Annotated in this window: 25 protein-coding genes and 1 tRNA gene; 13 read left to right on the top strand and 13 right to left on the bottom strand. The window is 43.4% G+C overall.

What is annotated here, in order from left to right:
- Nucleotides 1-11: 11 nt before the first annotated feature.
- Nucleotides 12-1,538: a peptidoglycan-binding protein gene (locus FAY33_RS16525; RefSeq protein WP_143322339.1), complete on the bottom strand. Its 1,527-nt coding sequence runs from the start codon at nucleotides 1,536-1,538 to the stop codon at nucleotides 12-14.
- Between the two features lie 161 nt (nucleotides 1,539-1,699).
- Here FAY33_RS16525 and FAY33_RS16530 point away from each other — a divergent pair, with 161 nt between their 5' ends.
- Entirely contained in the window at nucleotides 1,700-2,506 is an 807-nt protein-coding gene (locus FAY33_RS16530; RefSeq protein ID WP_143322340.1) for a ZIP family metal transporter, read from the top strand.
- Between the two features lie 42 nt (nucleotides 2,507-2,548).
- Here FAY33_RS16530 and atpC read toward each other — a convergent pair whose 3' ends face one another.
- The 11 genes from atpC to trmB form a co-directional block, all read right to left on the bottom strand.
- Nucleotides 2,549-2,974 (bottom strand): ATP synthase F1 subunit epsilon, encoded by a 426-nt coding sequence (atpC, locus tag FAY33_RS16535; protein ID WP_143322341.1) that lies wholly within the window; start codon nucleotides 2,972-2,974, stop codon nucleotides 2,549-2,551.
- A gap of 16 nt (nucleotides 2,975-2,990) precedes the next feature.
- A complete protein-coding gene (gene atpD, locus FAY33_RS16540; protein WP_143322342.1) occupies nucleotides 2,991-4,385 on the bottom strand; it encodes a F0F1 ATP synthase subunit beta in 1,395 nt (464 codons plus the stop codon).
- A gap of 61 nt (nucleotides 4,386-4,446) precedes the next feature.
- Nucleotides 4,447-5,343: an ATP synthase F1 subunit gamma gene (atpG, locus tag FAY33_RS16545; protein ID WP_143322343.1), complete on the bottom strand. Its 897-nt coding sequence runs from the start codon at nucleotides 5,341-5,343 to the stop codon at nucleotides 4,447-4,449.
- 3 nt (nucleotides 5,344-5,346) lie between these two features.
- Nucleotides 5,347-6,864 (bottom strand): F0F1 ATP synthase subunit alpha, encoded by a 1,518-nt coding sequence (gene atpA, locus FAY33_RS16550; protein ID WP_143322344.1) that lies wholly within the window; start codon nucleotides 6,862-6,864, stop codon nucleotides 5,347-5,349.
- Nucleotides 6,861-7,364, bottom strand: coding sequence for an ATP synthase F1 subunit delta (atpH, locus tag FAY33_RS16555; protein WP_143322345.1), 504 nt, complete (start codon nucleotides 7,362-7,364; stop codon nucleotides 6,861-6,863). The genes atpA and atpH overlap by 4 nt, the downstream gene beginning before the upstream one ends.
- Entirely contained in the window at nucleotides 7,345-7,845 is a 501-nt protein-coding gene (atpF, locus tag FAY33_RS16560; protein ID WP_143322346.1) for a F0F1 ATP synthase subunit B, read from the bottom strand. The genes atpH and atpF overlap by 20 nt, the downstream gene beginning before the upstream one ends.
- Before the next feature lie 55 nt (nucleotides 7,846-7,900).
- Nucleotides 7,901-8,125 (bottom strand): ATP synthase F0 subunit C, encoded by a 225-nt coding sequence (gene atpE, locus FAY33_RS16565; RefSeq protein WP_185967672.1) that lies wholly within the window; start codon nucleotides 8,123-8,125, stop codon nucleotides 7,901-7,903.
- A gap of 31 nt (nucleotides 8,126-8,156) precedes the next feature.
- Nucleotides 8,157-8,819: a F0F1 ATP synthase subunit A gene (locus tag FAY33_RS16570; protein WP_143322411.1), complete on the bottom strand. Its 663-nt coding sequence runs from the start codon at nucleotides 8,817-8,819 to the stop codon at nucleotides 8,157-8,159.
- Nucleotides 8,820-9,830: 1,011 nt separating this feature from the next.
- A tRNA-Lys gene (locus FAY33_RS16575) sits at nucleotides 9,831-9,903 on the bottom strand.
- A gap of 110 nt (nucleotides 9,904-10,013) precedes the next feature.
- Nucleotides 10,014-10,166 (bottom strand): hypothetical protein, encoded by a 153-nt coding sequence (locus tag FAY33_RS19580; protein ID WP_185967668.1) that lies wholly within the window; start codon nucleotides 10,164-10,166, stop codon nucleotides 10,014-10,016.
- A gap of 86 nt (nucleotides 10,167-10,252) precedes the next feature.
- Nucleotides 10,253-10,891: a tRNA (guanosine(46)-N7)-methyltransferase TrmB gene (gene trmB / locus FAY33_RS16580; RefSeq protein ID WP_143322348.1), complete on the bottom strand. Its 639-nt coding sequence runs from the start codon at nucleotides 10,889-10,891 to the stop codon at nucleotides 10,253-10,255.
- Nucleotides 10,892-11,105: 214 nt separating this feature from the next.
- Between trmB and FAY33_RS16585 the strand changes: the two genes are divergently transcribed.
- The 10 genes from FAY33_RS16585 to FAY33_RS16630 all read left to right on the top strand — a co-directional run bounded on the left by FAY33_RS16585 (nucleotide 11,106) and on the right by FAY33_RS16630 (nucleotide 20,778).
- Nucleotides 11,106-12,065, top strand: coding sequence for an SH3 domain-containing protein (locus FAY33_RS16585; RefSeq protein WP_143322349.1), 960 nt, complete (start codon nucleotides 11,106-11,108; stop codon nucleotides 12,063-12,065).
- A 212-nt stretch (nucleotides 12,066-12,277) separates the two neighbouring features.
- Entirely contained in the window at nucleotides 12,278-12,589 is a 312-nt protein-coding gene (locus FAY33_RS16590; RefSeq protein WP_143322350.1) for an ATPase, read from the top strand.
- A 4-nt stretch (nucleotides 12,590-12,593) separates the two neighbouring features.
- Nucleotides 12,594-13,640: a V-type ATPase subunit gene (locus FAY33_RS16595; RefSeq protein ID WP_143322351.1), complete on the top strand. Its 1,047-nt coding sequence runs from the start codon at nucleotides 12,594-12,596 to the stop codon at nucleotides 13,638-13,640.
- 16 nt (nucleotides 13,641-13,656) lie between these two features.
- Nucleotides 13,657-15,585 (top strand): V-type ATPase 116kDa subunit family protein, encoded by a 1,929-nt coding sequence (locus FAY33_RS16600; RefSeq protein WP_143322352.1) that lies wholly within the window; start codon nucleotides 13,657-13,659, stop codon nucleotides 15,583-15,585.
- Between the two features lie 22 nt (nucleotides 15,586-15,607).
- Entirely contained in the window at nucleotides 15,608-16,036 is a 429-nt protein-coding gene (locus tag FAY33_RS16605; RefSeq protein ID WP_143322353.1) for an ATP synthase subunit C, read from the top strand.
- 2 nt (nucleotides 16,037-16,038) lie between these two features.
- Nucleotides 16,039-16,347 carry a V-type ATP synthase subunit F gene (locus FAY33_RS16610; protein WP_143322354.1) on the top strand — a complete coding sequence of 103 codons (309 nt, stop codon included), beginning with the start codon at nucleotides 16,039-16,041 and terminating at the stop codon, nucleotides 16,345-16,347.
- Nucleotides 16,348-16,363: 16 nt separating this feature from the next.
- Entirely contained in the window at nucleotides 16,364-16,966 is a 603-nt protein-coding gene (locus tag FAY33_RS16615) for a V-type ATP synthase subunit E (RefSeq protein ID WP_143322355.1), read from the top strand.
- Nucleotides 16,959-18,725: a V-type ATP synthase subunit A gene (locus tag FAY33_RS16620; protein ID WP_143322356.1), complete on the top strand. Its 1,767-nt coding sequence runs from the start codon at nucleotides 16,959-16,961 to the stop codon at nucleotides 18,723-18,725. Before FAY33_RS16615 ends, FAY33_RS16620 begins: the two co-directional genes overlap by 8 nt.
- A 14-nt stretch (nucleotides 18,726-18,739) precedes the next feature.
- Entirely contained in the window at nucleotides 18,740-20,143 is a 1,404-nt protein-coding gene (locus tag FAY33_RS16625) for a V-type ATP synthase subunit B (protein ID WP_143322357.1), read from the top strand.
- A gap of 11 nt (nucleotides 20,144-20,154) precedes the next feature.
- Nucleotides 20,155-20,778: a V-type ATP synthase subunit D gene (locus FAY33_RS16630; protein ID WP_143322358.1), complete on the top strand. Its 624-nt coding sequence runs from the start codon at nucleotides 20,155-20,157 to the stop codon at nucleotides 20,776-20,778.
- Between the two features lie 90 nt (nucleotides 20,779-20,868).
- On the opposite strand, the gene FAY33_RS16635 is transcribed toward FAY33_RS16630, so the two are convergent.
- Nucleotides 20,869-21,507: a lactate utilization protein gene (locus FAY33_RS16635; protein ID WP_143322359.1), complete on the bottom strand. Its 639-nt coding sequence runs from the start codon at nucleotides 21,505-21,507 to the stop codon at nucleotides 20,869-20,871.
- Between the two features lie 273 nt (nucleotides 21,508-21,780).
- Between FAY33_RS16635 and FAY33_RS16640 the strand changes: the two genes are divergently transcribed.
- Nucleotides 21,781-24,474, top strand: coding sequence for a calcium-translocating P-type ATPase, PMCA-type (locus tag FAY33_RS16640; protein ID WP_143322412.1), 2,694 nt, complete (start codon nucleotides 21,781-21,783; stop codon nucleotides 24,472-24,474).
- Nucleotides 24,475-24,596: 122 nt separating this feature from the next.
- Entirely contained in the window at nucleotides 24,597-25,295 is a 699-nt protein-coding gene (locus tag FAY33_RS16645) for a LytTR family DNA-binding domain-containing protein (protein WP_185967669.1), read from the top strand.
- Nucleotides 25,296-25,298: the final 3 nt, after the last annotated feature.

The following is a 25,298-nucleotide window of genomic DNA, read 5'->3' on the forward strand; positions in this document are numbered from 1 at the left end:
CACAATTTTAATTAGCCAAATATTCTCCAGCCGCAGATAAAGTTCTTTTTCCACCAATTGCTTAAAGAACGTTCCACGACCTTTCCGTTACTGGAAGAAGCATCAATAACCCTTCCGCCTCCTGCAACAATTCCCACATGTCCTTTTACAACAATAATATCTCCAGCCTTTAAGCTTCCAAAATTACTGATTTTTGTATATTTCCCTACACTTCTCCAACCAGAAGACGTGATGTAACTCTGTCTTACTCCCGCCTGATTGAGACACCAGTAAATAAATCCAGAGCAGTCAAAAGAACCGGAGCCCTTGGCTCCCCATACATAAGGACGTCCAAGTTTTGACCTGGCAATGGACAAAAGACCATTCACACCAGAGCCGCCTTTTACAGTACCACCCTTGCCTCCGCTTCCCTTTCCGGAATCTTTTGATGCTGAAGAAGCACTCTTTATTCCGTTTCCTGACAGTTTTGCAAGAGTATTCTGCCCCACCGAACCATCTGGCGAAAGACCATTATTTCTCTGGAATGCCTTCACTGCATTCTCCGTCACTTCTCCATAGTAACCGGTCACATTGGAGGATGAGAGATATCCATACTTGTTCAGAAGCTGCTGGATTTTTGATACAGAATCTCCCTGCTCTCCCAGCCTCATTCCGTTAGGAGTTGCTTCTGAGCTGTTGAGTGCCACTCTGGTGGAAGGTCCCAGGTAACCGTCAACGACAAGGTCATTGCGTGCCTGGAACTGCTTCACTGCGGCTACAGTGTCATTTCCATATGCGCCGTCCGGAACAGAAATCAAATATCCCAGGTCTTTCAGACGCTGCTGGCTTGCCAGCACCACATCACTCTTTTCTCCATAAGAAAGCATATTGGGTCTGACTTCCTCGCTGTAAAGAAGGTTCATGGTCTGACGCCCTACTTTTCCATCAATGTTTAATCCATTGACTTCCTGCAGCTTCATTACCGCCGCCTCTGTCTCATCCCCAAAACTACCGGATACCTGTTCTGCAACTGCAAGGTATCCCAGCTCATATAGACGAGTCTGAATTCTTGTAATGTCATCGCCCGATACGCCCTTTGCTACTGCGTAATACTTGGCAGACGGGGACATAATGGCTTCCAGCGTGGCAGAGCCTGCAATTCCATCCTGAGCCAGTTCATTCTGCCGCTGAAAGATCTTAATTGCAGCTTCCGTTACATTTCCAAAATACTGGGTCGGTTCATCGTTATCCATGAATCCCAGGTCCATCAGACGTGCCTGGAGACTTGCCACTACCGGATGCTCCACACCGTTTCTCAGATATTCCGGAATGGGGTTTTCCTCCTGCTCCGGCACATCATCAAGCTTTGGAAGTAAATCGCCGCTCATAGAGAGCAGCGTTACAGAATGAAATTCTTTCTTTGCTTCGGAGACACTTGCCTCAGAAGCGGTTGCAGTATGGTTTTTCTCGTTGCCGCAGCCAGACAGGCAAACTGCGGTTACTGCTGCTATAAAAAAAGAGCGGACACAACGTCTTCTCCAACGTATTTTTATGTTCATCAACCAGATTCCTTTCGTATGTAAAATCAGGTCTATTTTAGCACATTTTTGTCAGAAAGGGAAAGGGAATTTATCTCATTGCACCAAAATCTCCCATATGATATATTTATATAAATGATAAATTATATTAAAAACAAATTATTTTATAGGAGGGTTTGTCTATGACACCTATTTTATGGGCCGCAGGCGGCACTGGTTTTACATTTTTAATGACTACATTAGGAGCTTCTGTGGTATTTTTCTTTCGGAAAGAAGTGAATCAGTCCGTTCAAAGAATATTTCTTGGATTTGCTGCTGGCGTTATGATTGCCGCTTCTGTCTGGTCCCTTTTAATACCAGCCATTGAAGAAGCGGAAGCAGCCGGTGGGATCGGCTGGATTCCGGCTGCAGGCGGTTTTGTGCTCGGAGTGGTCTTTTTAATCGTTTTAGACTCTCTGCTTCCTCACCTTCACCCGGATTTAAACAATCCAAAAGACAGCCAGACAGAAGGAATCTCCTCCACCTGGAAACGAACCACACTTCTTGTTATGGCAGTTACCCTTCACAACATTCCAGAAGGCATGGCTGTGGGGCTGGCATTCGCACTGGCAGCACAACACGGAGATAATCCGGCACTTTATACCTCTGCCATGGCTCTTGCCATTGGAATCGGCATACAGAACTTTCCTGAGGGTGCCGCCATCTCTCTTCCATTGAGACAGGAAGGGCTTTCCACAAGGAAGGCATTTTTCAAGGGCAGCATGTCGGGAATTGTAGAGCCTGTTTTTGGAATCCTGACAGTTCTGATTGCCGGAAGCATTACTCCCCTCATGCCCTGGCTTTTGTCCTTTGCGGCAGGTGCCATGATGTATGTGGTGGTAGAAGAACTGATCCCGGAAGCTCACCTTGGGGAACATTCCAACGCAGGCACACTTGGGGTTATGGGCGGCTTTCTGATTATGATGATCTTGGACGTTGCCTTAGGTTAAAAAAAAGATATCCTGACAGTTACCTCAGGATATCTTTTTTATTTATTTTCTTTCAGATCCCATCTTCTCTTTTGTACGCAGTCTGGCCAGTGATCTGGCTAAAGATGCCTCAAAATGAGAGTGTTCCTGAATGCTCTTGCTCTGCCTCAGTTGTTCCTCAGCTCTTTCCCTTGCTTCCTCCGCACGGCGTTCATCAATTTCTTCCGGACGCTCGGCTGTATCCACAAGGACAGTAACACGGTTGTTGATAATCTGGACAAATCCATTGCCAACTACACCACTGGTCCACTGGCCGTTCCCGTCAAGAATCCGCATCTCCCCGATGGAAACAGCGATTACCATGTTTTCATGACGGGGAAGAACTGCTTTTTCACCATCCATAAGCGGAATGACGAGTTCCTGGCAGGAACCTTTATAAAACACTTTATCGCTGGCAAGAACCTGAAGGAAAAATGTATTCGTACTCACAGGCAGCACCTCCAAGTTAAGCCTCTAATTTACCGGCCTTTTCAATGACCTCATCAATGGTTCCAACATTAAAGAACGCTGCTTCCGGATACTGATCCATTTCTCCGTTTACAATTGCCTTAAATCCACGGACAGTCTCCTTTAAAGGAACGTACTTTCCTGCTACACCGGTAAAGTTCTCTGCAACAGAGAAAGGCTGGGATAAGAACTTCTGGATCTTTCTTGCCCGGTATACAGTTGTCTTATCGTCATCAGCCAATTCTTCCATACCTAAGATTGCGATGATATCCTGAAGCTCTTTGTATTTCTGAAGAAGCTCCTGAACTTTACGGGCAACTTCATAATGCTCTTCTCCGACTACATCCGGTTCCAGGATACGGGAGTTGGATTCCAGCGGATCAACAGCCGGATAAATACCCTGCTCCACGATCTTTCTGGATAAAACAGTGGTCGCATCCAAATGAGCGAATGTGGTTGCCGGTGCCGGATCAGTTAAGTCATCGGCTGGCACATATACAGCCTGTACAGACGTAACGGAACCATTTCTTGTAGAAGTAATTCTCTCCTGAAGTTCACCCATCTCCGTAGCCAGGGTTGGCTGATAACCAACGGCTGACGGCATACGTCCAAGAAGTGCTGAAACCTCAGAACCTGCCTGAGTAAAACGGAAGATATTATCAATGAATAAAAGCACATCCTTATGCTCTTCATCACGGAAATACTCTGCCATGGTAAGTCCTGTTTCCGCAACACGCATACGTGCGCCCGGCGGCTCATTCATCTGACCAAATACCAGAGCGGTTTTATTAATAACACCGGATTCTCCCATTTCAGTCCAAAGGTCATTACCCTCACGGGAACGCTCTCCAACACCGGTAAAGATGGAATATCCGCCGTGCTCGGTTGCAATGTTATGAATCAGTTCCTGAATCAGAACCGTCTTACCAACACCAGCACCGCCAAACAGACCTACTTTTCCACCCTTTGCATAAGGAGCCAGAAGGTCAATAACTTTAATACCTGTCTCCAATACTTCCGCAACAGGACTTTGTTCTTCAAAAGCTGGCGGGTCTCTGTGAATGACCCATTCCTTGCCGCCTTCAAGAGACTCCCCATTATCAATGGTCTCACCAAGTACATTAAAGAGACGTCCAAGAGTCTGCTCTCCAACCGGAACCTTAATTCCATCACCGGTTGCTGTTACTTCCATGTCTCTGCACAGTCCTTCGCTGGATGCCAGCATGATACAACGAACTGTACTGTTACCCATATGCTGGGCAACTTCCATTACACAGCGTTTCCCATCATTATTCACCTCAAGGGCATCTTTAATTGCAGGAAGCTCACTGCCTTCTAAAAACTCAACATCTACTACAGGTCCAAGGACCTGAACGATCTTACCTTTATTCATATTCTGTTACTCACAGTCGTGAGGACTCCTCCTCTCTCAATTCGTTGAAAACACGATGAAGCTACGCTTTCTTCCTTTTTTTCTTCTGGGCTTTTGCCCCGCTGATTACCTCAGTAATTTCCTGAGTGATAGCTGCCTGACGTACACGGTTATAAGTAATTGCCAGTTCATCAAGCATATCCTGAGCACTGTTTGTGGCAGCCTGCATCGCCATCATACGGGAATTCTGCTCACTGGAATAAGACTCCACCAGACCTCCATAGACGAATCCTGCCACATAATTTGGTACAATGGCATCAATAACAGCCTGTGGAGAAGGGCTCATGGTGATCTCCTCCAAATGTACATTGACCGGCACATTCTTTGTGATCTGTTTTTTTGGAATCGGAAGAAGCTGCTGAACCTCTGCTTCCATCTTCATGGCATTTGCCATTCTGGTGTAAATCATATAAACCTCATCAAGCTTACCGGACAGGAAATAATCCACGATCTTTTCCTGAATGATTCTGGCACGGCTCATGTTGGGCTTCTGAACAGTATACCGGAAATCCTGCTCCACCGGTATTCCCTTTTTTGTGAAATACTGCTGACCCAGCTCACCAACCACAAATAACATGGGGTTGCCGCCTTTATCAATCTGTTCCTGAGCCAGTTTAAATACATTATGATTATACGCACCCGCAAGTCCTTTATCCGCTGTTACCACGATATAACCGATCTTACGGTCTTCCTTTTTGATCTCCGGTCTTGTATCCAGATAAGGATCATTAATATCGGGAGTATGTCTGATAATTCTGGCAATGGTACTTTGCAGTGCATAAAAATAAGGTTCTGTATCAGCCAGGGTTTTCCTTGCCCTTTTCAGCTTTGACGAGGAAATGGTATACATCGCATTCGTTATCTTCATGGTGCTTTTGATGCTGTTCATTCTGCTTTGTATTTCTCTCGCATTTGCCATATCCTACACCCGTTTCTGTTTAAATTCCACCACTGTATCAAGAATTTTCTGTTTCAGTTCATCAGACAGCGCTTTGGTTTCTTCGATTTCCGTTACGATCTCCGGATGGACGCTTTCAAAGAATTCAAGCATCTCCTTCTGAAATGCCTTAATCTTCGGAACCTCTACATCTAATAACAGACGGTTATTGGCAGCCACAAGACTGATGACCTGTGCATGAAGACTTAAAGGATTACATAATGGCTGCTTTAACAGCTCTGTAAGTCCTCTGCCGTACTGGATCTGTTCCTGAGTTGCAGCATCTAAGTCAGAACTGAACTGGGTAAATACTTCCATCTCACGGCACTGGGCAAGATCAATACGGATACTTCCTGCCGCTTTCTTCATTGCCTTGGTCTGAGCCGCACCACCAACTCGTGATACGGAAAGACCAACGTTAACAGCTGGTCTCATACCAGAGAAGAACAAGTCACTCTCTAAGAAGATCTGTCCGTCAGTGATGGAGATGACATTGGTAGGAATATAAGCAGATACGTCTCCTGCCTGAGTCTCAATGATTGGAAGAGCTGTAATAGAACCGCCTCCAAGTTCATCTTTTAAACGGCTGGAACGCTCAAGCAGTCTGGAATGAAGATAGAAAACATCTCCAGGATAAGCCTCACGTCCGGGAGAACGCTCTAAAAGCAGAGACAGGGAACGATAAGCCACTGCATGCTTGGATAAATCATCATATACAATCAGTACATCTTTTCCTTTGTGCATAAAATACTCTGCAAGAGCAGTTCCTGAATAAGGAGCAATGTACTGAAGCGGTGCAGGTTCACTTGCTGAAGAAGTCACAACAATGGTGTATTCCATTGCGCCGTAATGAGTCAGTGTGTTCACCAGTTTTGCAACGGTAGATGCTTTCTGTCCGATTGCAACATAAACGCAGATCACACCTTTGCCTTTCTGGTTCAGAATTGCATCAATGGCAATGGAAGTCTTACCAGTCTGACGGTCACCGATAATCAGCTCTCTCTGTCCACGTCCGATTGGGAACATGGAGTCAATGGCAAGAATACCGGTCTCCATAGGAACGGATACGCTCTTACGGTCTACAATTCCAGGAGCCTCATTCTCAATGGGGCGGTAATCATCAGAAACAATATCACCTTTTCCGTCAATTGGTGCACCAAGAGAATCTACAACTCTTCCTACGAATCCTTCCCCTACGGGAATCCCTGCACGTTTCTTAGTTCTTGTTACTTTGGAACCTTCTTTTATCTCACGGTCAGAACCAAACAGAATGCAGCCGATATCACCTCTTCTGATATCCTGTACCATTCCCTTGATTCCACTATCAAAAATAACGATCTCGCCGTACATTGCATGATCAATGCCATATACCGTTGCAATGCCGTCGCCTACGCTGATGACAGTTCCCACTTCCTGGTCCCTGGCATGAGCATCATAATCTTCAATTTCACTTCTCAATATAGAAATAATTTCATCTGAATTGATGGAAGCCACGTTTTTCACCTCCGCATTATATTTTGTTCTAATTGTCTCAGACGTCCCTTTAAGCTCCAGTCAGTCTCCACATCTCCTACACGGATGATGAATCCACCGATTAAACCCGGGTCTTCGATCAAACGGAGTTCTACAGTCTTTTTGTCGTACTTTCTGCAAAGCATTGCCTTGATTTCCTTAAGCTGTTCTTCCTCAGGCTTCGTTACATAATACAGAGAAGCCTGTAAAACACCTTCCTGTTCGGCTGTAAAACCACGCCATGCTTCAAAAATATCACCAACAATATCCATATCCCGGCGGTCTGCCACAACCTTTAAAAAGGTTCTCATTTCCTTAGGAAATACCCGCTCGATCACACGATACTTGCTGCTCTTTGCAATAACCGGGCTGCTTAAAGCACGATTAAGCTCCGGTACTGTATCAAGCACCAGAGCTGTTTCCTCTATGGCCGTTTTGGAGATTGAAAGTTCATAAAGTACCCGTCCGTAATTAATTGCTGCCTGCATCATGGGAATCACCTGCTTCTGCTAAAAATGAATCGTAAAGTGCCTGGTCTGACAGGGCACTCGCTTCCTGATTAACTACCTTTGCTGCTGCCGCAATAACTAAGCCTGCAATCTGTGCTTTCGCCTCACGCAAAGCCTTTTCCTGGTCTGCTTCTGCCTTTTTATGTGCATCTTCCACCACACGTCCGGCATCTTCATCTGCACTTTTCAAAATGCGTTCGTACTGAGCCTTTGCCTGTGCTTTCGCTTCTTCAACAATCTTTGATCCTTCTTCTGCAGATGCAGCCAGCTTTTCTTCGTACTGCTTTTTAATTACTGCTGCCTGCTCTTCGCTGGTTCTGGCATTGGAAATGCTGTTCTCAATCATTGCCTGCCGCTTATTCATAATACCCATAACCGGCTGAATCAGAAAATGCTTAAGCAGAAGGTACAGGACAATCAGATTCACGATATTCCACACAAGGTTCATATCTAGTCTAAGCATCTCTACTGCCTGCCTTTCTTCACTTTATTTTCCGTACAAATCCTGTAGTCAGGCATTATTTAAGGAATAAGATGATAAGAAGGGCAATAACGAAACCGTAGATAGCAGTTGCCTCTGCAAGAGCACAACCTAATAAGAGTGCTTTGCTGATCTTGCCTTCTGCTTCTGGCTGTCTTGCAATAGCGTCTACGGATTTAGAAGTTGCTACACCGATACCAATACCTGCTCCAATACCTGTAAAAACTGCGATTCCTGCTCCAATTGCTGTTAACATAATAATCTCTCCTTTTAATTAAAAATTAAACTGTTTTTTACTCCACTGACTCTTTAATAAACAGTGCAGTCAGAAATACAAATACATACGCCTGAATCAATCCATCAAAAATATCAAAATACATAGAAAATGGAATGGGTACAATTGGCGCTGCAACCAGCTTGATCAGCTCCATAACTACGAACGCACCTAAAACGTTACCAAACAACCGCATACAAAGGGATAATGGTTTGATAAACAGTTCCAGGATATTAATCGGCGCAATGATGGGCACCGGCTCCGCAAAGCTCTTGATAAAGCCTTTCAGACCTTTCTTGTGAAAGCTTGCATATTCAATCAGCAGAATGCTCATAATAGCAAGCGCTGCGGTGGCATTTAAATCTTTGGTAGGTGGTTTTACTCCCAGCAAACCGATTAAATTGGCCACACCGACGTAAATTGCTACAGAAACCAGGTAGGGGATATAACGTCTTCCTTCTTCACCGATTAAATCGTCAAAGAAGCCGTAAAGTCCACCAATCGCCAGTTCCAGTACCTGCTGCTTCCTCCCAGGGTTCTCAACCTTTAAATTCCTTACCAGGCAAATGGAAAGCAGCGTTAAGGCCGCCATAATAAACCACGTTATCACGACAGATTCCGAAATAGGAATTCCTCCAAATACCGGAATGGTAAATACCGTTTCGCAGTTCAGTTCTTCCATTAACTTCTCTGCTAAATCCTCCGTAATGCTCACTTCCTTTCTTAGAGACAGTCTTTCTCTTTCATTTACTACCGGCAGAAATTGTACTTTTTGATGTACAATGTTCCGTGAGGTATATGGTGTATCATACTTTCATCCGCGAAAATTGTCAACTTTTTGGGTATTTCATAACATTTTATTAATGTCTACAATTGTTTGAACATTTGGAACAACTTTTTCACTATAATTCTTAATTTTCTATCCATTTTTTAACGTAAAAAGTAATGAAAATGTAAAGTTTTTTCTTCTTAGCAGATTTTTCTAGGATTTAATGGGGATTTTATGCTTATAATTTGTGAAACTTAACTACGTTTTTACTCTTTTTTTTAATTTCACCGTCATTACTTACTAATATACCTGTGTTTTAAAAGGAATACATGAAAGAATATACATAACCACCAATATCTCCCACGGGTTCGTGAGAAAACTGGCTTGATGCTCCCAGCCTGATAGTACACATTTAGAACGACTTTCTTCCTATTAAATGGAAATGTATCTGCAAGTTTATTGTGAATTACTATTAAGATTGATTTCGCTTTGGGAGCACAAAACCTTTTTTTATTAACAAAAGAGCTTCCGGGAGCATCCTTATTGAGGATCTGTCTTAACGCTTGTTAAGGAAAATCCCTGGAAATTCATATCATGTTCCATGACTGTTATTCTACATCCTTCTTATAGTTTCTGACCGGCTCATAATTGCACTGAATCATTCTGCTTACTTGTGAATCCTGATTATGAAACAGGGAAACTTATGATTGCCTTCCGGGTTATGATTGCGTACGGTCACATTCATGCCCGTTGACTGATAGATACGCTGGCTTATTATTATAGAAGAAACAGGTGCAGAGGAAACATAATTCTGCACAAAAAAAGAAAGCCATCACCTGCATGGCTTTCACTTTTTTCTTTTTTCGGACAAAGGAAAAGCACCGTCCCCAACGCTCTCCGTCGTCAAAAACAGTACTTTTTTAGTGCGCCTTCGGGGGCTCGAACCCCGGACAAATAGATTAAGAGTCTACTGCTCTACCAACTGAGCTAAAGGCGCCTGTCTTTTGTTTTTTGCTGTGCGCTTGTCTCAAGCACGAGTGTAATTATATAACTGGCTTCAACAAAAGTCAACACCTTTTTTACAAATTATTTACTATTTTTTATTATTTATTTATTTTTCTTATTTTTCTCTATTTTTCCTCCTAATGTTTTGTTCACTTCTACAAATGATTTGTTCAGAGTAAGCATCTTCTTATTGAGTTCTGTTTTATCACTGGTTGCCTGTAAAAGCTTATTTGTAACCTTATCTTTCATTCCCATAACACTGCACCTGGATCTGCTTTTGTATTATTATATGCAAATCCGGTGCTCTGGTTATAAAAAACCATGCACCGGCACCATCTTCCCTATCTTCTGCCTGCAATCAGTTTGTAAATAGGATTTCCTTTTGAAGAAAACTTTTCCTCATATTCCGTCATGACATTCCCTTTTCCCATCTCACTGTGATGGAGATCCCTGGTAAATTCTCTGATTTGCCATATATCGCTTGGAATCGCCTCAAGAGAATAATCAAACAGTCCCTTATTGTCGGTTTTAAATTCCACCACACCGTCCGGCTTTAAGATCTTATCATACACTTCCATAAATTCCTCTGATGTAAGTCTTCGCTTTGCATGGCGATCCTTGGGCCAGGGATCAGAAAAATTTAAATAGACCTTCTGCACTTCACCTGGTTCAAAAATCTCAGACAGATCCTTGGCATCCACACACATAAAGTATATATTGTCAAGTTCCATTCCTGCTCTTTTTTGAAGCCCCCGCAGCAATACGCTGGGATATCTTTCAATTCCAACATAATTAATATCCGGGTGAAGGGATGCCAGTTCCATAATAAAACGCCCCTTTCCCATGCCTACCTCTATCTCAATGGGATTATCATTGCAAAAAACTTCCCGCCAGTTTCCCTTTTTTTCTTCCGGATTCTGGACCACATAAGGACTTTTGGCGATCTCCTCTTCCGAACCTGGTATGTGACGTAACCTCATATTCTATTCCTCCAGCCAGTATCATCTTTCTTTTATCATAACTCTTTTTCTTTCCTGCAGAGTGATTGTATCATATCCTCCCCAAGAGGCGCAAGTAGGCACCAAAATTCGGCAAATAAGCCAATTAGAGAAAAATAACAGGTGCGCAATCACAGAGAATCGGGTATAATATCTTTATATTCGAATATAACCGTTTTTGCAAAGGAGGAAATATATGGGAACGACAGATAACACATTCTGGATCAGAATTCAACAGGGTCTTCGGGAATCTGAGATGCTTCTTAATCAAAAGCAATATAATATGTCCATGATTAAGGCCCGCCAGACCCTGGAATACATGGTGAACTATTTGGGAGAGAAAGCCCTGATTGTAGAAGGCGATTTAGCTGACAGCATTGACCAGTTATTTGAAGGACGTCTGATCTCCCAGGCCACCAAAGACCACTATCACAGAATTCGTATGATTGGCAACAAGGCAGTCCACGAAGGCAATGACAGTCCCTATGATGCAGGCGAATCACTAAAGCTTCTTTCACAGGAAATAAACGCCTTTGCAAATACATTCAATAAAGGGGGCGCAAAGGAAACTCCCCGTAATCCTTCTGTAAAAAGCGCACCGTCTAAAAGACAGCCCCAAAGGAGTCCTGTTCCCGGAACAGCTCCAAGAAAACAAACAGGTGAACGATCTCCCCGTCCGCAGCAGAGGAACGCTTCCAGAGGCCGGAGCAGACGTCGGTCTCCAAACAGCAGCCAGGATGTCAGCGGTCTTTTAAAACCTGCACTGATTTTTTTAGCCGTTTTAATTCTTGTGCTGATTTTTATTAAACTGGTACCTGGAAAAGGAGACGGAAAAAAGGCTTTCCAGCCGGAGACAACCGCACAGATTTCTACAGAAGCAGTTACAACAGAAGACGATACACCGGAGACTTCTGAACAGGAGACTGAATCGAAAAAAATTTATACAACCAAAAGTAAGCTTAACGTCCGTTCCACTCCTTCTACAGAAGGAACAAGACTTGGAAGCCTTGCAGCCGGAACTGTAATTGATTTTGTGAAAAAATATGATGAGAAATGGACCGTCATCAAGTTTGAAGAGAAAGAAGCTTATGTTGCAACAGAATTCCTGACCGTGTCCGAAGAAAGTTCTGAAACATCAACAAAAGCAAGTGAATAATTACCTTAAAACGAAAAACAGAGTGGAAATATCTCTGTTTTTCGTTTTTTATTATTCATTCATATTCGATAATTCTATAGCATAATTTATAGGTAGGGTTAATTTCTTGTAAATTTAGTAAATTTTACCGATTTACACTGGTATTTTTTTTTAAATATAGTATGATTATATAATAAGTTATTCAACAAACTTATTGATAAGGAGGCTACGATATGGATAAAGTAATTGAAAAGATTTCTGATATCGAATCGGCAGCAACTTCCATTATGGATAACGCCAACGAACGCAAAAAAGCTTTTGCGAAAGAAATGGAAAAGAGAACCGCTGCGTTTGATAACGATTTAGAGGCTCAGACCAATGCTAAGATTGACAAGCTTCGTGCAGACTTGGAGACTGAGATGAACAACCAGTTAAAAGCCCAGAGAAACGAATCCTTAAAAATTCTGACTGCACTGGAAACCCACTACAAGGAACACCATGAACAGTACGTTGAAGATCTTTTTCAAACCATGATAAAGGAGTGATTCTATGGGAGATTTGCTATCCTACAGCGGCATTACAACCAAAATAAGGGCAATGCAGAGCCATATGATCACGGAAAATCAATTTCGGGAGATGGCTGGCCTGTTGACGGTTTCTGACGCAGTAGAATATTTAAGCCGCTTAAAACCCTATCAGGGTCTTTTTTCCGATCTGGAGGGCGAAGGTCTTCACAGAGGAGCGATTGAACAGCGGCTGATCCTTTCCCTTTACCAGGATTTTGCCAAGCTCTACCGCTTTTCCAATGTGAATCAGCGTAAGTTTTTAGACCTGTATTTTATGCACTTTGAAATCGATATCCTGAAAAAATGTTTCCGAAATGCCATGGGAAACAATCAGCCGGATATCGATCTTTCTGTTTTTGAGGAATTTTTTCAAAACCATTCCAAACTGGATTTGGGAAAGCTTTCCGCTTCCGCCAATCTGGGGGATTTTCTTGCAGCTTTAGAAGGCTCGGTTTATCACGGTCTACTGTCTGGTCTGGCAGACACAGAGGAACCTACTCTGTTTGATTACGAGGTTCATCTGGATCTTTTGTATTTTAAAACCATATGGAAGGTCATGGGCAAACATTTAAAAAAGGAAGAAAGAGAAGTTCTCAGTCAATGCTTTGGGAGCAAGCTGGACCTGCTTAATGTCCAGTGGATCTACCGTTCTAAAAAGTATTACCGGCTACAGCCGGCGCAGATCTATTCCCTTCTCATTCCTACCAATTACCGTTTGAAAAAGGAACAGATTACCAAAATGACAGAGGCCGGAACCATAGAGGAGTTTTACGGAGTACTAAAGACCACCTTTTATGGACAGAAAGCTAATATAGAAACATTTGAAGCGCCGAATCTGGAACGGCTGACCATGGAGGTCCTTGATAAGATTCATCATTCCTCCAGTCAGCAAAATCCCTATTCCATTGCTACTCTGAATTCCTATCTCTATTTTAAAGAGGAGGAGATTCAAAAGGTTGTCACCCTCATAGAGAGCATCCGGTACCGTGTGAACCCGGATGAAATTATCTCCTATGTGGTAAAACAGTAAAGGGGGTTGTTTTTTTGTGATAGAAAAGATGAAATTCTTAAGTATCACCGGACCTAAGGAGGATATTGACCGGGTCATTGACACCTATTTATCCCGATATGAGATTCATTTGGAGAATGCACTGTCTGAATTAAAGACGGTGAAAGATTTAAGACCTTATGTGGAAACCAATCCTTATAAGGATATCCACCAGCGTGCTCTGGATCTCTGCCAGTTACTGCCGCCTGATGCCATTGCCTCGGGACCCGGCAAAGTTACTGTTACACAAGCCGTGAAGATTGTTGAGGAGATTGGAAAACAAACAGCGGAACTTAAATCAAAGGAAGAAGAGTTAGTAGCAAAACGGGATTCCTTAAAAGATTCCGTGGAGAAAATTCTTCCATTTACCGGACTGAACTATGATTTAAGTTCCATCCTTAAATTCCGCTATATCAAGTTCCGCTTCGGCCGCATTACCCATGAGTATTACAATAAGTTTGAGAACTATGTATACGATACCATTGATACGGTACTTTACAAATGTAAGGAAGATGAGGAATACGTGTGGCTGGTTTATTTTGTACCGGAGACTATCTCCGACCGAATTGATGCCATCTATGCTTCCATGCACTTTGAGCGGATCATCGTTCCGGATGAATATACGGGTACGCCCTATGAAGCGACCCAGTCCATTGAAGACCGCATGAAAAAGATACAGTTGGAGATTAAAGATGTCCGAAGACAGATTGCCTCTTTCTTGGAGTCCAGACAGGATGATCTGCTGGCTGCCAGGGAACGGCTTGACACCTTTTCCACCAATTTTAATGTAAGAAAACTGGCTGCCTGCACCAAACAGAAAAAAAATACATTTTATATTCTCTGCGGCTGGATGAGCCATCGGGATGCGGATGCATTCCAGAAAAATATTGCGGACGATGAAAAGACCTTTTGCATTGTGGAAGATGATCAGGAGAACATCATGAGCAACCCTCCCACCAAACTTTTGAATCCACGTCTGTTCAAACCCTTTGAAATGTTTATCCATATGTACGGACTTCCTGCTTACAACGAGATTGACCCTACCGTATTGATTGGTATTGTCTACTCTTTCCTGTTTGGCTTTATGTTCGGAGATGTTGGACAGGGACTCTGCCTGTTGCTTGGAGGATTGATTTTATACCGGATTAAGAAGATTGACCTGGCTGCCATCATCTCCTGCTGTGGCTTTTTCTCCACTATATTCGGATTCCTCTTTGGAAGTATCTTTGGTTTTGAAGATATTATTCATGCGTTCTGGCTAAGACCTATGGAACATATGACAGAGCTTCCATTTATTGGACGTCTGAATACCGTATTTATCGTAGCTGTATCCCTGGGAATGGGAATTATTCTCCTTTCCATGATTCTTAATATGGTAAACAGTTACCGTTTTAAAGATCCGGAAAAAACATTTTTTGATACCAACGGTCTGGCTGGCTTTGTCTTTTATGCGGCTCTTGTCCTCACCATTGTCCTTTATATGACCGGAAATGCTGTTCCGGCGGCGGCCGTTTTAATCCTTATGTTTGGTCTTCCGCTGCTTGTTATATTCTTTAAAGAACCGCTTACCAACCTGGTAGAACAAAAGGCAAGAATTATGCCAAAGGAAAAAGGGATGTTTGTGGTTCAGGGATTTTTCGAACTGTTTGAAGTTCTTTTAAGTTATTTTTCCAATACCCTCTCCTTTGTCCGTGTAGGCGCCTTTGCAGTGAGCCATGCGGCAATGATGGAAGTGGTACTGATGCTGTCCGGCCACGAAGCCGGCCATGTAAACTGGCTGATCGTTGTGTTGGGAAACCTGTTTGTATGCGGCATGGAAGGTCTGATTGTAGGAATCCAGGTACTTCGTCTGGAATACTATGAACTGTTCAGCCGATTTTACCGCGGCACCGGCCGTGCCTTTAAACCATACGGAAAGAAAATATAAAACATCTTAGGAGGTATACCTTATGTCCATGTTAGTAAAAATCACCTTAGCAACCGCTTTAATTTTAAGTATTGTCCTTCCCCTCTTCGTATTTGCCATGGGAGAAAAAACAAAGGGCCGTTATAAAACTGCTCTTTCCATTAATGTATTGCTGTTTTTTGGAACCTTAATCTTCTCCAGTGTTTTAATGTTCCAGGGCCAGTCCTATGCAGCAGAAGCTGCAGGTGCTTCCAGCAGTGTTGCAGGAATGGGCTATCTGGCTGCTGCCTTATCCACCGGACTGGCATGTATCGGCGGCGGTATAGCCGTATCCGCAGCTGCAAGTGCTGCTCTTGGTGCCATTAGTGAAGACGGATCTATTTTAGGTAAATCACTCATCTTCGTAGGGCTTGCCGAAGGTGTTTGTCTTTATGGTCTGATCATCTCCTTCATGATCCTTGGTAAGCTTTAATCATGAAAATGTATTTAATCAGCGACAACCTGGATACCTGGGCCGGCATGAGGCTGGCTGGGGTGGAGGGTGCCGTTGTTCATGAAAAGGCTGAATTAAAACGTGAACTGGATAAAGTCCTGGCCGACAAAGAGATCGGGATCATCCTTCTGACAGAAAAATTCGGAAGATCATTTCCGGATATGATTGATGATGTGAGGTTAAACCGTAAGCTTCCACTCATCATAGAAATTCCTGACCGCCACGGTACCGGCCGCAAGCAAAACTTTATCACAGATTATGTAAACCAAGCTATCGGATTAAAACTATAAGAAAGAGGTGGTCATCTTGACAACTGAGGAAAAATTACAGCATTTCCTGGAGTTTTGTATGGAAGATGCCAGATCCCGCAGTGCGAAGATGCTTGACGAATATACTACCGCTCTGGAACAGACCTTTGCGGAGCATCAGGCCAGCGCAAACCGGAGAGCCGGACAGCAGGTGGCATTGGAAAAGAAACAAATCGAACGGGAATTCAACAAAAAGCTGTCTCTGGAACAGATAAATATTAAACGGGAATTCGGGAAAAAACAGGATGAATTGAAAGATCAACTGTTTCTGGAACTTACAGACCGGCTTACCAGATACATGAAAACACCGGAATACACCACGCTTTTAAATTCTCAGATTAAGAAAGCATTAGAACTTGCAAATAAGGAATTTATCACAATCTATATTGATCCGGCAGATGAAGAGAAAGTTATGGATTTAACCCTTCCCCAGAGTGCGGATATCCGTGTCAGTGAATACGCCTTCATGGGAGGGATCAGAGCCGTTATTCCCTCAAGACATATTTTGATTGATAACTCGTTCCAGACGAAACTTTCCGAAGCGAAACGTGATTTCCGCTTTCATGTTAAGGATATAATGGGAGGTACCGCCAATGGCTAACACAGGTAAAATCTCCGGCATCAACGGTCCTGTTATTTATTTAAAGGGCGATTCCGGATTTAAAATGAATGAAATGGTCTACGTCGGACGGGACCACCTGGTGGGAGAAATCATTGGTCTGACAGACCGAAGAACCACGGTTCAGGTCTATGAGGAAACCAGTGGATTAAAACCTGGTGAAACCGTAACTTCCACTGGCTATCCCGTATCCGTTACCCTGGCACCAGGAATCTTAAACAACATCTTTGACGGTATTGAACGTCCGCTATCAGAGATTGCAAAAACCGGAGGGCACTACATTGACCGGGGAATCCAGGTAGCATCCCTTGACGAAGAAAAGCTTTGGGAGACTCATATCACTGTGAAAAAGGGAGATCACCTTTTCCCAGGCTCGATTATTGCTGAGGTTCCTGAGACCCCTGCGATTGTCCATAAGGTTATGATTCCTCCAGATGTGGAAGGCACCGTTCTTGATGTCGTTGCCGATGGCTCTTATACAATCAACCAGCCACTTCTCACCCTGGAACTTCGGGACGGAACAAAAAAAGAGATCACCATGACACAAAAGTGGCCCATTCGTGTGCCCAGGCCCACATTAAAACGGTACCCGGCTACCAGACCTTTAATTACGGGACAGCGAATTATTGATACGCTCTTTCCCCTTGCCAAAGGAGGCACTGCCTGTATTCCCGGCGGATTTGGTACTGGAAAGACCATGACCCAGCATCAGATTGCCAAATGGTCTGATGCGGATATCATCATCTACATCGGCTGCGGAGAGCGTGGTAATGAGATGACCCAGGTTCTGGAAGAATTTACAGAACTGATTGATCCCCGTTCCGGCAATCCTTTAATGGACCGGACCACTCTGATTGCCAACACTTCCAACATGCCTGTAGCCGCCAGAGAAGCCAGTCTGTACTCCGGACTCACCCTGGCAGAGTACTATCGGGACATGGGGTATCATGTGGCAATTATGGCAGATTCCACTTCCCGGTGGGCAGAAGCGTTAAGAGAACTGTCAGGCCGTCTTGAGGAGATGCCGGCAGAGGAAGGCTTCCCTGCATACCTGGCATCCCGGTTATCCGCATTTTATGAGAGAGCCGGAATGATGCAGAACCAGAACGGAACCGAAGGATCGGTAACCATCATCGGTGCCGTATCTCCCCAGGGAGGTGACTTCTCCGAGCCGGTAACCCAGAACACCAAACGTTTTGTCCGCTGTTTCTGGGGACTGGACAGAAACCTTGCCAATGAACGGCATTTCCCGGCAATCCACTGGCTGAGCAGCTATTCTGAATATCTCACTGACCTGGCTCCCTGGTATGTGGATTATGTCGATAAGAAATTCGTGGATTACCGGAACCGTATGGTATTTTTACTGACCCAGGAAAGCAGTCTGATGGAGATTGTAAAACTGATCGGAGGAGATATGCTTCCCGACGATCAGAAACTGATTCTTGAGATCTCAAAAGTAATCCGGATCGGATTCTTACAGCAGAATGCGTTCCACAAAGAAGATACCTGTGTACCAATGGAAAAACAGTTTTTAATGATGGACCTGATCCTGTATTTATACAAAAAAGCCCGTTCCCTGATTTCTATGGGAATGCCCATGTCTGTATTAAAAGAGGATCCTATCTTTGATAAGATCATTTCCTTAAAATACGACATTCCCAATGACCGGCTGGATCTTTTCGATGATTATAAAAAGCAGATTGATGCTTTCTATGATTCCGTCATTGAAAGAAACGCCTAGAAAGGAGGCAGAACATGGCAATTGAATATTTAGGCTTAAGTGCAATCAACGGCCCCCTGGTCGTATTAGAAGGCGTCCAGAATGCTGCTTTCGATGAAATCGTGGAAATGACGGTAGAGGGCAAAACAAAAAAACTGGGAAGAATTATTGAAGTTTATGAAGACAAGGCCATTATCCAGGTCTTTGAGGGAACTGACGGACTGGCACTGCGCAATGTGCATACCCGGCTTACGGGTCACCCTATGGAACTGTCTGTTTCTGAGGACATGTTAGGACGTACCTTTAACGGAATCGGAGAACCCATTGACGGGCTTGGAGATATTGGTTCTGATATCCGCCTGGACATCAATGGAAAACCGCTTAATCCGGTAACCCGTGAATACCCCAGAGATTATATCCGTACCGGAATCTCAGCCATTGACGGACTATTAACCTTAATCCGTGGGCAGAAGCTTCCCATCTTCTCCGGTAATGGTCTTCCCCACGATGAACTGGCTGCCCAGATCGTTCAGCAGGCATCACTTGGGGATGATGCAGAATCCAGCGAGAAGTTTGCCGTAGTATTTGCGGCAATGGGTGTTAAATATGATGTGGCAGATTTCTTCCGCAGAACCTTTGAGGAAAGCGGTGTTTCCGATCACGTTGCCATGTTTATCAATCTGGCAAATGATCCTGTAGTGGAACGGCTTATTACACCAAAAGTAGCCCTGACTCTGGCAGAATATCTTGCCTTTGAAAAGGGAATGCACATTCTGGTTATTTTAACGGATATGACTGCTTATGCGGAGGCGCTCCGTGAGGTTTCCTCCTCGAAAGGAGAGATTCCATCCAGAAAAGGGTATCCCGGATATCTGTACAGTGAACTGGCATCTATTTACGAGCGTGCAGGAATTGTAAAAGACAGACACGGATCTGTGACCCAGATTCCCATTCTGACCATGCCAAATGATGACATTACCCACCCGATTCCTGACCTTACAGGGTATATTACAGAAGGACAGATCGTTCTGGACCGGAATTTACACGGACAGTCCATCTATCCGCCCATCAATGTACTGCCCTCCCTCAGCCGTCTTATGAAGGATGGCATCGGAGAAGGATTTACAAGAGCGGACCATCAGGGCGTGGCAAACCAGCTTTTCTCCTGTTATGCAAAAGTTGGTGATGCAAGAGCGCTGGCATCGGTTATCGGTGAAGATGAGCTTTCTCCCATTGATAAGAAATATCTGGTTTTTGGTAAAGAATTTGAAAGTCGGTTTGTGGGCCAGGGAAACCATGCCAACCGAAATATTTTGGAAACGCTTACCATTGGCTGGGAACTGTTAGGACTTCTCCCAAGAGGAGAATTAGACCGTATTGATACCAAGGTTTTAGACCGGTACTACAAGGAAACCGCCCCTGACGCTTCGGAAGAATAGGAGGGAAGCTTATGAATCCCAATACATTTCCCACAAAGGGAAATTTAATTCTTGCTAAGAACTCTCTCGCTCTTGCCAGACAGGGTTATGAGTTAATGGATAAAAAGCGGAATATCCTGATCAAAGAGCTGATGGAATTAATCGACGAAGCAAAGGGCATTCAGTCTGAGATTGATGAAACCTTTACCTCTGCCTATAAGGCTCTTCAAAAGGCCAACATTGAGCTGGGCATTGATTATGTAAAGGACATTGCCATGGCAGTTCCGGTAGATGAATCCATCCGAATCAAGACCAGGAGCATTATGGGAACAGAGATCCCTTTGGTGGAACATGAGGAACGGCCTTTGAACCTGACTTATGCGTATTACAGCACAAAGGAATCTCTTGATGAAGCCCGGTACAAATTCGAGCGTGTAAAAGAATTGACTTTAAAACTCTCCATGGTTGAAAATTCTGCTTACCGTCTGGCAAACAGCATCAAACGAACCCAGAAACGTGCCAATGCCCTTAAAAACATTACCATTCCCCGTTATGAAACGCTTACAAAAGGGATTACCAATGCCCTGGAGGAAAAAGACAGGGAGGAATTTACAAGGCTTAAGGTGATTAAAAGAAACAAAAAAAGCAGTAATTAATATTGGAATGAAAAAGGCAGCAGGAAACCCACAGATCTGGTTTGCCTGCTGTTTCTTTTCTCTGCCGTCTGAACTGCCTGAATCTCATTTCTAATATCCAAATTCTCCGTTAACAAAAATAACTTTTATCCTCTCTTCATCAAACTGTCCTGTAATCAACACAAAATCATTGCAGATCCTTTCCCTGTGACCGCAGTCAATGCAACGGTTTAAAACCGTGCAGGGCGTTGATTTTCCAAGACGTCTGGCATCCAGGGGAGCTGCCACCTGTCTGGTTCTTTTCACCGCTTCTTCTGTATCCTTGACAATCTTATTGGTTCCAACTACAACAATCACCTGATCCGGTCCGTAGATCATTGGCGCAACCCTGCTTCCGTTGCCATCTATATTAAATAACATCCCAGCCTTGGTCACAGCATTGGTTCCTGTAATAAATGTATCCGCCATGAAATTCTTCCGGTATATTTCTTTTTTCTCTTTTTTTGTAAGAGATGGTTCAAACTTATCCAGAAACCGGATCTCCCTTTTTCTTAAATATTCAAACACACCAAGTTCCTCTAACGTAACAGAATCCCCACAGCCTACGGTGGTTTTATCTGGGATAAATTCACAGAGCTGTGTGAAAAGTTCTTCTTTTCCATTTACAAAATAGCCTGACATATGCTTTCTTTTAAGCGCCTTTATTGTCTCATTAATCTCTGCTGTCTGTTTTGAAAAATCATTCTCCATACCAGCCTCCTGTTCCCGGAAATGTTTTGTCTGTTTTATAATCTATCATAGAACTGTTAAAATGAAAAGGACAAGTAATCCAATGATAGTTGACAAAAATTATTCATTTGTGTTATGATACTAAAACACTTGAGGGAGTAGTTTGCGCAGAATATTCTGCGTGTCAAGTCAACACACTGACCTTAACGGTCTGGCTTGCCTTAATAAACGAGACTCATGTATAGCAATCGCTGTACATGGGCTTTTTTTGACTCATACATCGCTTTGCTATGTATGAGTTTTTGTTATTATAAACAATTTAAGGAGAACATTGCATTGAAGGAGTTTCAGGAAAACACACAAGATTTACTGGACCGGCTGAATACACACGAGTCAGCAGGACTAAAAAACAAACAGGTTGATGAACAGCGGGAAACATACGGCGCCAACACCCTGACAAAAGAAAAGCCCGAATCCATGATAAAGCGTATTGCGGATGCTGCCAGGGAACCCATGATTCTTATGCTGATTATGGCTGGGGTGATCGCTCTTCTCGTCAACATGATCCGTGCCACCACAGGGTCTGAGGCAGACTTTTTAGAATGTCTGGGGATCTTTGCCGCAATCTTTCTATCGGTGCTCATTACCGTCATTATGGAAGGAAAAAGCGCAAAAGCTTTTGAAGCCTTATCCCGCATCAGTGACGATGCCATGATTAAAGTCATCCGGGATGGCACCACTCATCTGGTGAGCCAGAGAGAGATTGTTGTTGGAGATATTGTTCTTCTTTCTACCGGAGATAAAATTCCGGCAGATGGCCGTCTTTTGCAAAGTTCCGAACTTGCCGCTGACGAATCTGCCCTGACGGGAGAAAGTGTTCCTGCAAAAAAAGATGCAGATATGCTTATCATTGATGAAAAGACGCCTCTTGCCGAGCGTGCCAATATGGTGTATTCCGGCAATTACATCACAAGTGGTTACGGAAAGATGGTAGTAACTGCCGTTGGCGACAGCACAGAATTTGGACATATTGCAAGAGAACTGACCAATACAGAGCGTTCCTCCACTCCTTTACAGGAAAAGCTTGCAAGACTGGGGAAGACAATTACCATTCTGGGAATTATTGCTGCTGTTATTGTCTTTGTTTCAGAACTGATCTCCTTCTCTCTCGAAGGCGGACTGACACTGGAGACCGTTCTTGATGCGTTTGTTACCAGCATTGTGTTGATTGTTGCTGCAGTACCGGAAGGACTTCCTACGATTGTAGCAGTGTCCTTATCCATTAATATTATCAAGCTCTCCAAACAGAATGCTCTGGTTAAAAAGATGATTGCCTCTGAAACCGTAGGCTGTATTAATGTAATCTGCTCTGACAAAACAGGAACACTTACGGAAAACAAAATGACTGTTTCCGCCTTCTATGATGACTCCTGGAAAGAAAAAACCAGTGATCTTAATTCCGACTGGCTGGTTCATAACATCTGTTTAAATACTACGGCAGATATTGCTTCGGATGGTTCCTTTATTGGAAATCCTACAGAATGTGCCATGTTAAACTTTTATCAGAAATCGGACGCCTTTAAAAGAAGCGGAAAAACTTATAAGGATGAAAGGTCAGACCACGATGTACTCCATGCCTTTCCATTTTCTTCTGAACTAAAACATATGACCACAATCAGCAAGGTTGACGGTAAAATTATTTCTTATGTCAAAGGCAGTCCGGAATGCGTATTTGCCATGTGCGCCCTCTCACAGGAAAAGCGGACAACCATTGAAGCCTTTATTGTAAAGGCGCAGAAAAAAGCCATGCGGGTTATCGCCTTTGCCCATAAAGAGCTTTTAGAGATGCGTAACTATGAAGAGGAAGCTCATCATAATGCAATGGAAAAGGACATGATTTTTGATGGTTTTATCGCCATCTCCGATCCTCTCCGCTCTGATGTTTATGAAGCTGTAAAAAATTGCCGTATGGCTGGTGTGGATCTAAAGATTCTTACAGGAGATAATATTATTACAGCAAAAGCCATTGCTGATGAACTTCATATTCTGGAAGATGGAAGAATCGCTGTGGAAGCAAATGATATTGCCGATTTAAGCGACCGTAAGCTCCTTGAGATGCTTCCTAAGATCAGTGTAATCGCCCGAAGCACTCCCGCTACTAAAATGCGGGTGGTAAAGCTGTTAAAATCCCAAAACAACGTGGTTGCAGTAACCGGAGACGGAATCAACGATGCTCCTGCTTTAAAGAATGCAGATGTGGGCATTGCCATGGGAATCTCTGGCACAGAAGTCTCAAAGGAAGCAAGCGACATTGTTCTTCTTGACGATTCCTTCTCCACCATTGTAAAAGCCATTGCATGGGGACGGGGCATTTATGAAAACTTCAAACGCTTTATCCAGTTCCAGCTTACTGTTAATGTATCTTCCGTAATCGTTGTCTTCACCTCCATTCTTCTGGGCTTAAAAGCGCCGTTTACAGCTCTGCAGCTCTTATGGATTAATATTATTATGGACGGCCCTCCTGCCCTGACTCTGGGTCTGGAACCGATTTACGACGATCTGATGAACCGTCCTCCTACAGGAAGAGGCGATAACATTATCTCAAAAACCATGTTTTTAAGAATCGGTCTTACTGGACTTTATATCTCGGTCATCTTCCTGTGTCAGTATGTATTTAACTTCTTAGGTGCTGCCCATGGGGAAATGAATACGGTGCTGTTTACTCTGTTTGCTTTATTTCAGCTTTTTAACGCATTTAATTGCCGGGAACTTCATGCCACAAGTATTTTCAGACATTTATTAAAAAACAGGATTATGCTTTTGGTCATATCCATTACGTTCTTTCTGCAGATTTTAATTATTCAGTTTGCCGGGGCATTCTTTGGAACCGTCCCCCTCAGTTTTGCCATGTGGGTGAAAATATTTGGTCTTACGTTCAGTGTCATCCTCATCTCAGAGCTGGTGAAACTTTTCTTACGCCGTAAGTAATCGAAAAAGCCAGCAGGAGTTTTCATGATTTTATGGAGACACCTGGCTGGCTTTTTACTTTTTATGGTTTGGTTTTGATTTGAATGGTATAATAAGATTAAATGATATGAATGAGGAGTGTTATGAAGATTGCAATATGCGATGATAATCGTTTGTTTCAAGAAGAGATGAAGCATCTTTTATATGAATACTTTGATAAGCTTTCTATAGAAATCAGGCTTTTTTCCAGCGGAAGTCAGTTTCTTCTTGCTGCCCAATCCCAGCCCACCCCCTTTGACCTTGTTTTTATGGACATTGAAATGCCTGGACTCGACGGACTGGAGACTTCCAGAATCCTTAGAAAAGAAAATCATGATCTGTTTTTAATCTTCTTATCAAGCCATACAGAACTTGCCTTTGAGGGCTATGAAGTCAATGCCTTCCGCTTTCTCACCAAGCCGGTGAATCAGGAAAAGTTGTGGAAAGCATTAAAAGACTGGGAGAACTTACGGCTTTCCAATGAGAGAATCTGTCTGAATCTGGGCGAACACAGCCAGTTGTTAAGCTGGAGCGATATTTATTATATTCAAAGCGAAAATGTCTATGTAAATGTGATTACAGCAAAGCAGCGAATCCTTGTACGCATAAAAATAAAGGACTTAGAAAAAAAGATGCCCAAATCCATGTTTTTTAAACCTCACCGCAGTTTTCTGGTGAATCTGCAGCATATCCATACTTTTGATTCAAAAAAACTCCGCATGGTTAACGGTGTAGAAATCCCTCTTAGCCGTACCAACGCAGAGAATTTCCGGAACTGCATGATGAATTTTCTGAATCGTTAAGCC

This window comes from Clostridium sp. HBUAS56010 (assembly GCF_007115105.1).
Taxonomy (GTDB): Bacteria; Bacillota; Clostridia; order Lachnospirales; family Lachnospiraceae; genus Lacrimispora.

Excerpts from the sequence above, each read along its gene's own strand:
- FAY33_RS16525 (WP_143322339.1), bottom strand. The coding sequence starts at position 1,538 with ATGAACATAAAAATACGTTGGAGAAGACGTTGTGTCCGCTCTTTTTTT.
- FAY33_RS16530 (WP_143322340.1), top strand. The coding sequence starts at position 1,700 with ATGACACCTATTTTATGGGCCGCAGGCGGCACTGGTTTTACATTTTTA.
- atpD (WP_143322342.1), bottom strand. The coding sequence starts at position 4,385 with ATGAATAAAGGTAAGATCGTTCAGGTCCTTGGACCTGTAGTAGATGTT.
- atpG (WP_143322343.1), bottom strand. The coding sequence starts at position 5,343 with ATGGCAAATGCGAGAGAAATACAAAGCAGAATGAACAGCATCAAAAGC.
- atpH (WP_143322345.1), bottom strand. The coding sequence starts at position 7,364 with ATGATGCAGGCAGCAATTAATTACGGACGGGTACTTTATGAACTTTCA.
- atpF (WP_143322346.1), bottom strand. The coding sequence starts at position 7,845 with ATGCTTAGACTAGATATGAACCTTGTGTGGAATATCGTGAATCTGATT.
- FAY33_RS16570 (WP_143322411.1), bottom strand. The coding sequence starts at position 8,819 with ATGGAAGAACTGAACTGCGAAACGGTATTTACCATTCCGGTATTTGGA.
- FAY33_RS19580 (WP_185967668.1), bottom strand. The coding sequence starts at position 10,166 with ATGGGAATGAAAGATAAGGTTACAAATAAGCTTTTACAGGCAACCAGT.
- trmB (WP_143322348.1), bottom strand. The coding sequence starts at position 10,891 with ATGAGGTTACGTCACATACCAGGTTCGGAAGAGGAGATCGCCAAAAGT.
- FAY33_RS16585 (WP_143322349.1), top strand. The coding sequence starts at position 11,106 with ATGGGAACGACAGATAACACATTCTGGATCAGAATTCAACAGGGTCTT.
- FAY33_RS16590 (WP_143322350.1), top strand. The coding sequence starts at position 12,278 with ATGGATAAAGTAATTGAAAAGATTTCTGATATCGAATCGGCAGCAACT.
- FAY33_RS16595 (WP_143322351.1), top strand. The coding sequence starts at position 12,594 with ATGGGAGATTTGCTATCCTACAGCGGCATTACAACCAAAATAAGGGCA.
- FAY33_RS16605 (WP_143322353.1), top strand. The coding sequence starts at position 15,608 with ATGTCCATGTTAGTAAAAATCACCTTAGCAACCGCTTTAATTTTAAGT.
- FAY33_RS16610 (WP_143322354.1), top strand. The coding sequence starts at position 16,039 with ATGAAAATGTATTTAATCAGCGACAACCTGGATACCTGGGCCGGCATG.
- FAY33_RS16620 (WP_143322356.1), top strand. The coding sequence starts at position 16,959 with ATGGCTAACACAGGTAAAATCTCCGGCATCAACGGTCCTGTTATTTAT.
- FAY33_RS16625 (WP_143322357.1), top strand. The coding sequence starts at position 18,740 with ATGGCAATTGAATATTTAGGCTTAAGTGCAATCAACGGCCCCCTGGTC.
- FAY33_RS16630 (WP_143322358.1), top strand. The coding sequence starts at position 20,155 with ATGAATCCCAATACATTTCCCACAAAGGGAAATTTAATTCTTGCTAAG.
- FAY33_RS16635 (WP_143322359.1), bottom strand. The coding sequence starts at position 21,507 with ATGGAGAATGATTTTTCAAAACAGACAGCAGAGATTAATGAGACAATA.
- FAY33_RS16640 (WP_143322412.1), top strand. The coding sequence starts at position 21,781 with ATGAGTTTTTGTTATTATAAACAATTTAAGGAGAACATTGCATTGAAG.
- FAY33_RS16645 (WP_185967669.1), top strand. The coding sequence starts at position 24,597 with ATGAAGATTGCAATATGCGATGATAATCGTTTGTTTCAAGAAGAGATG.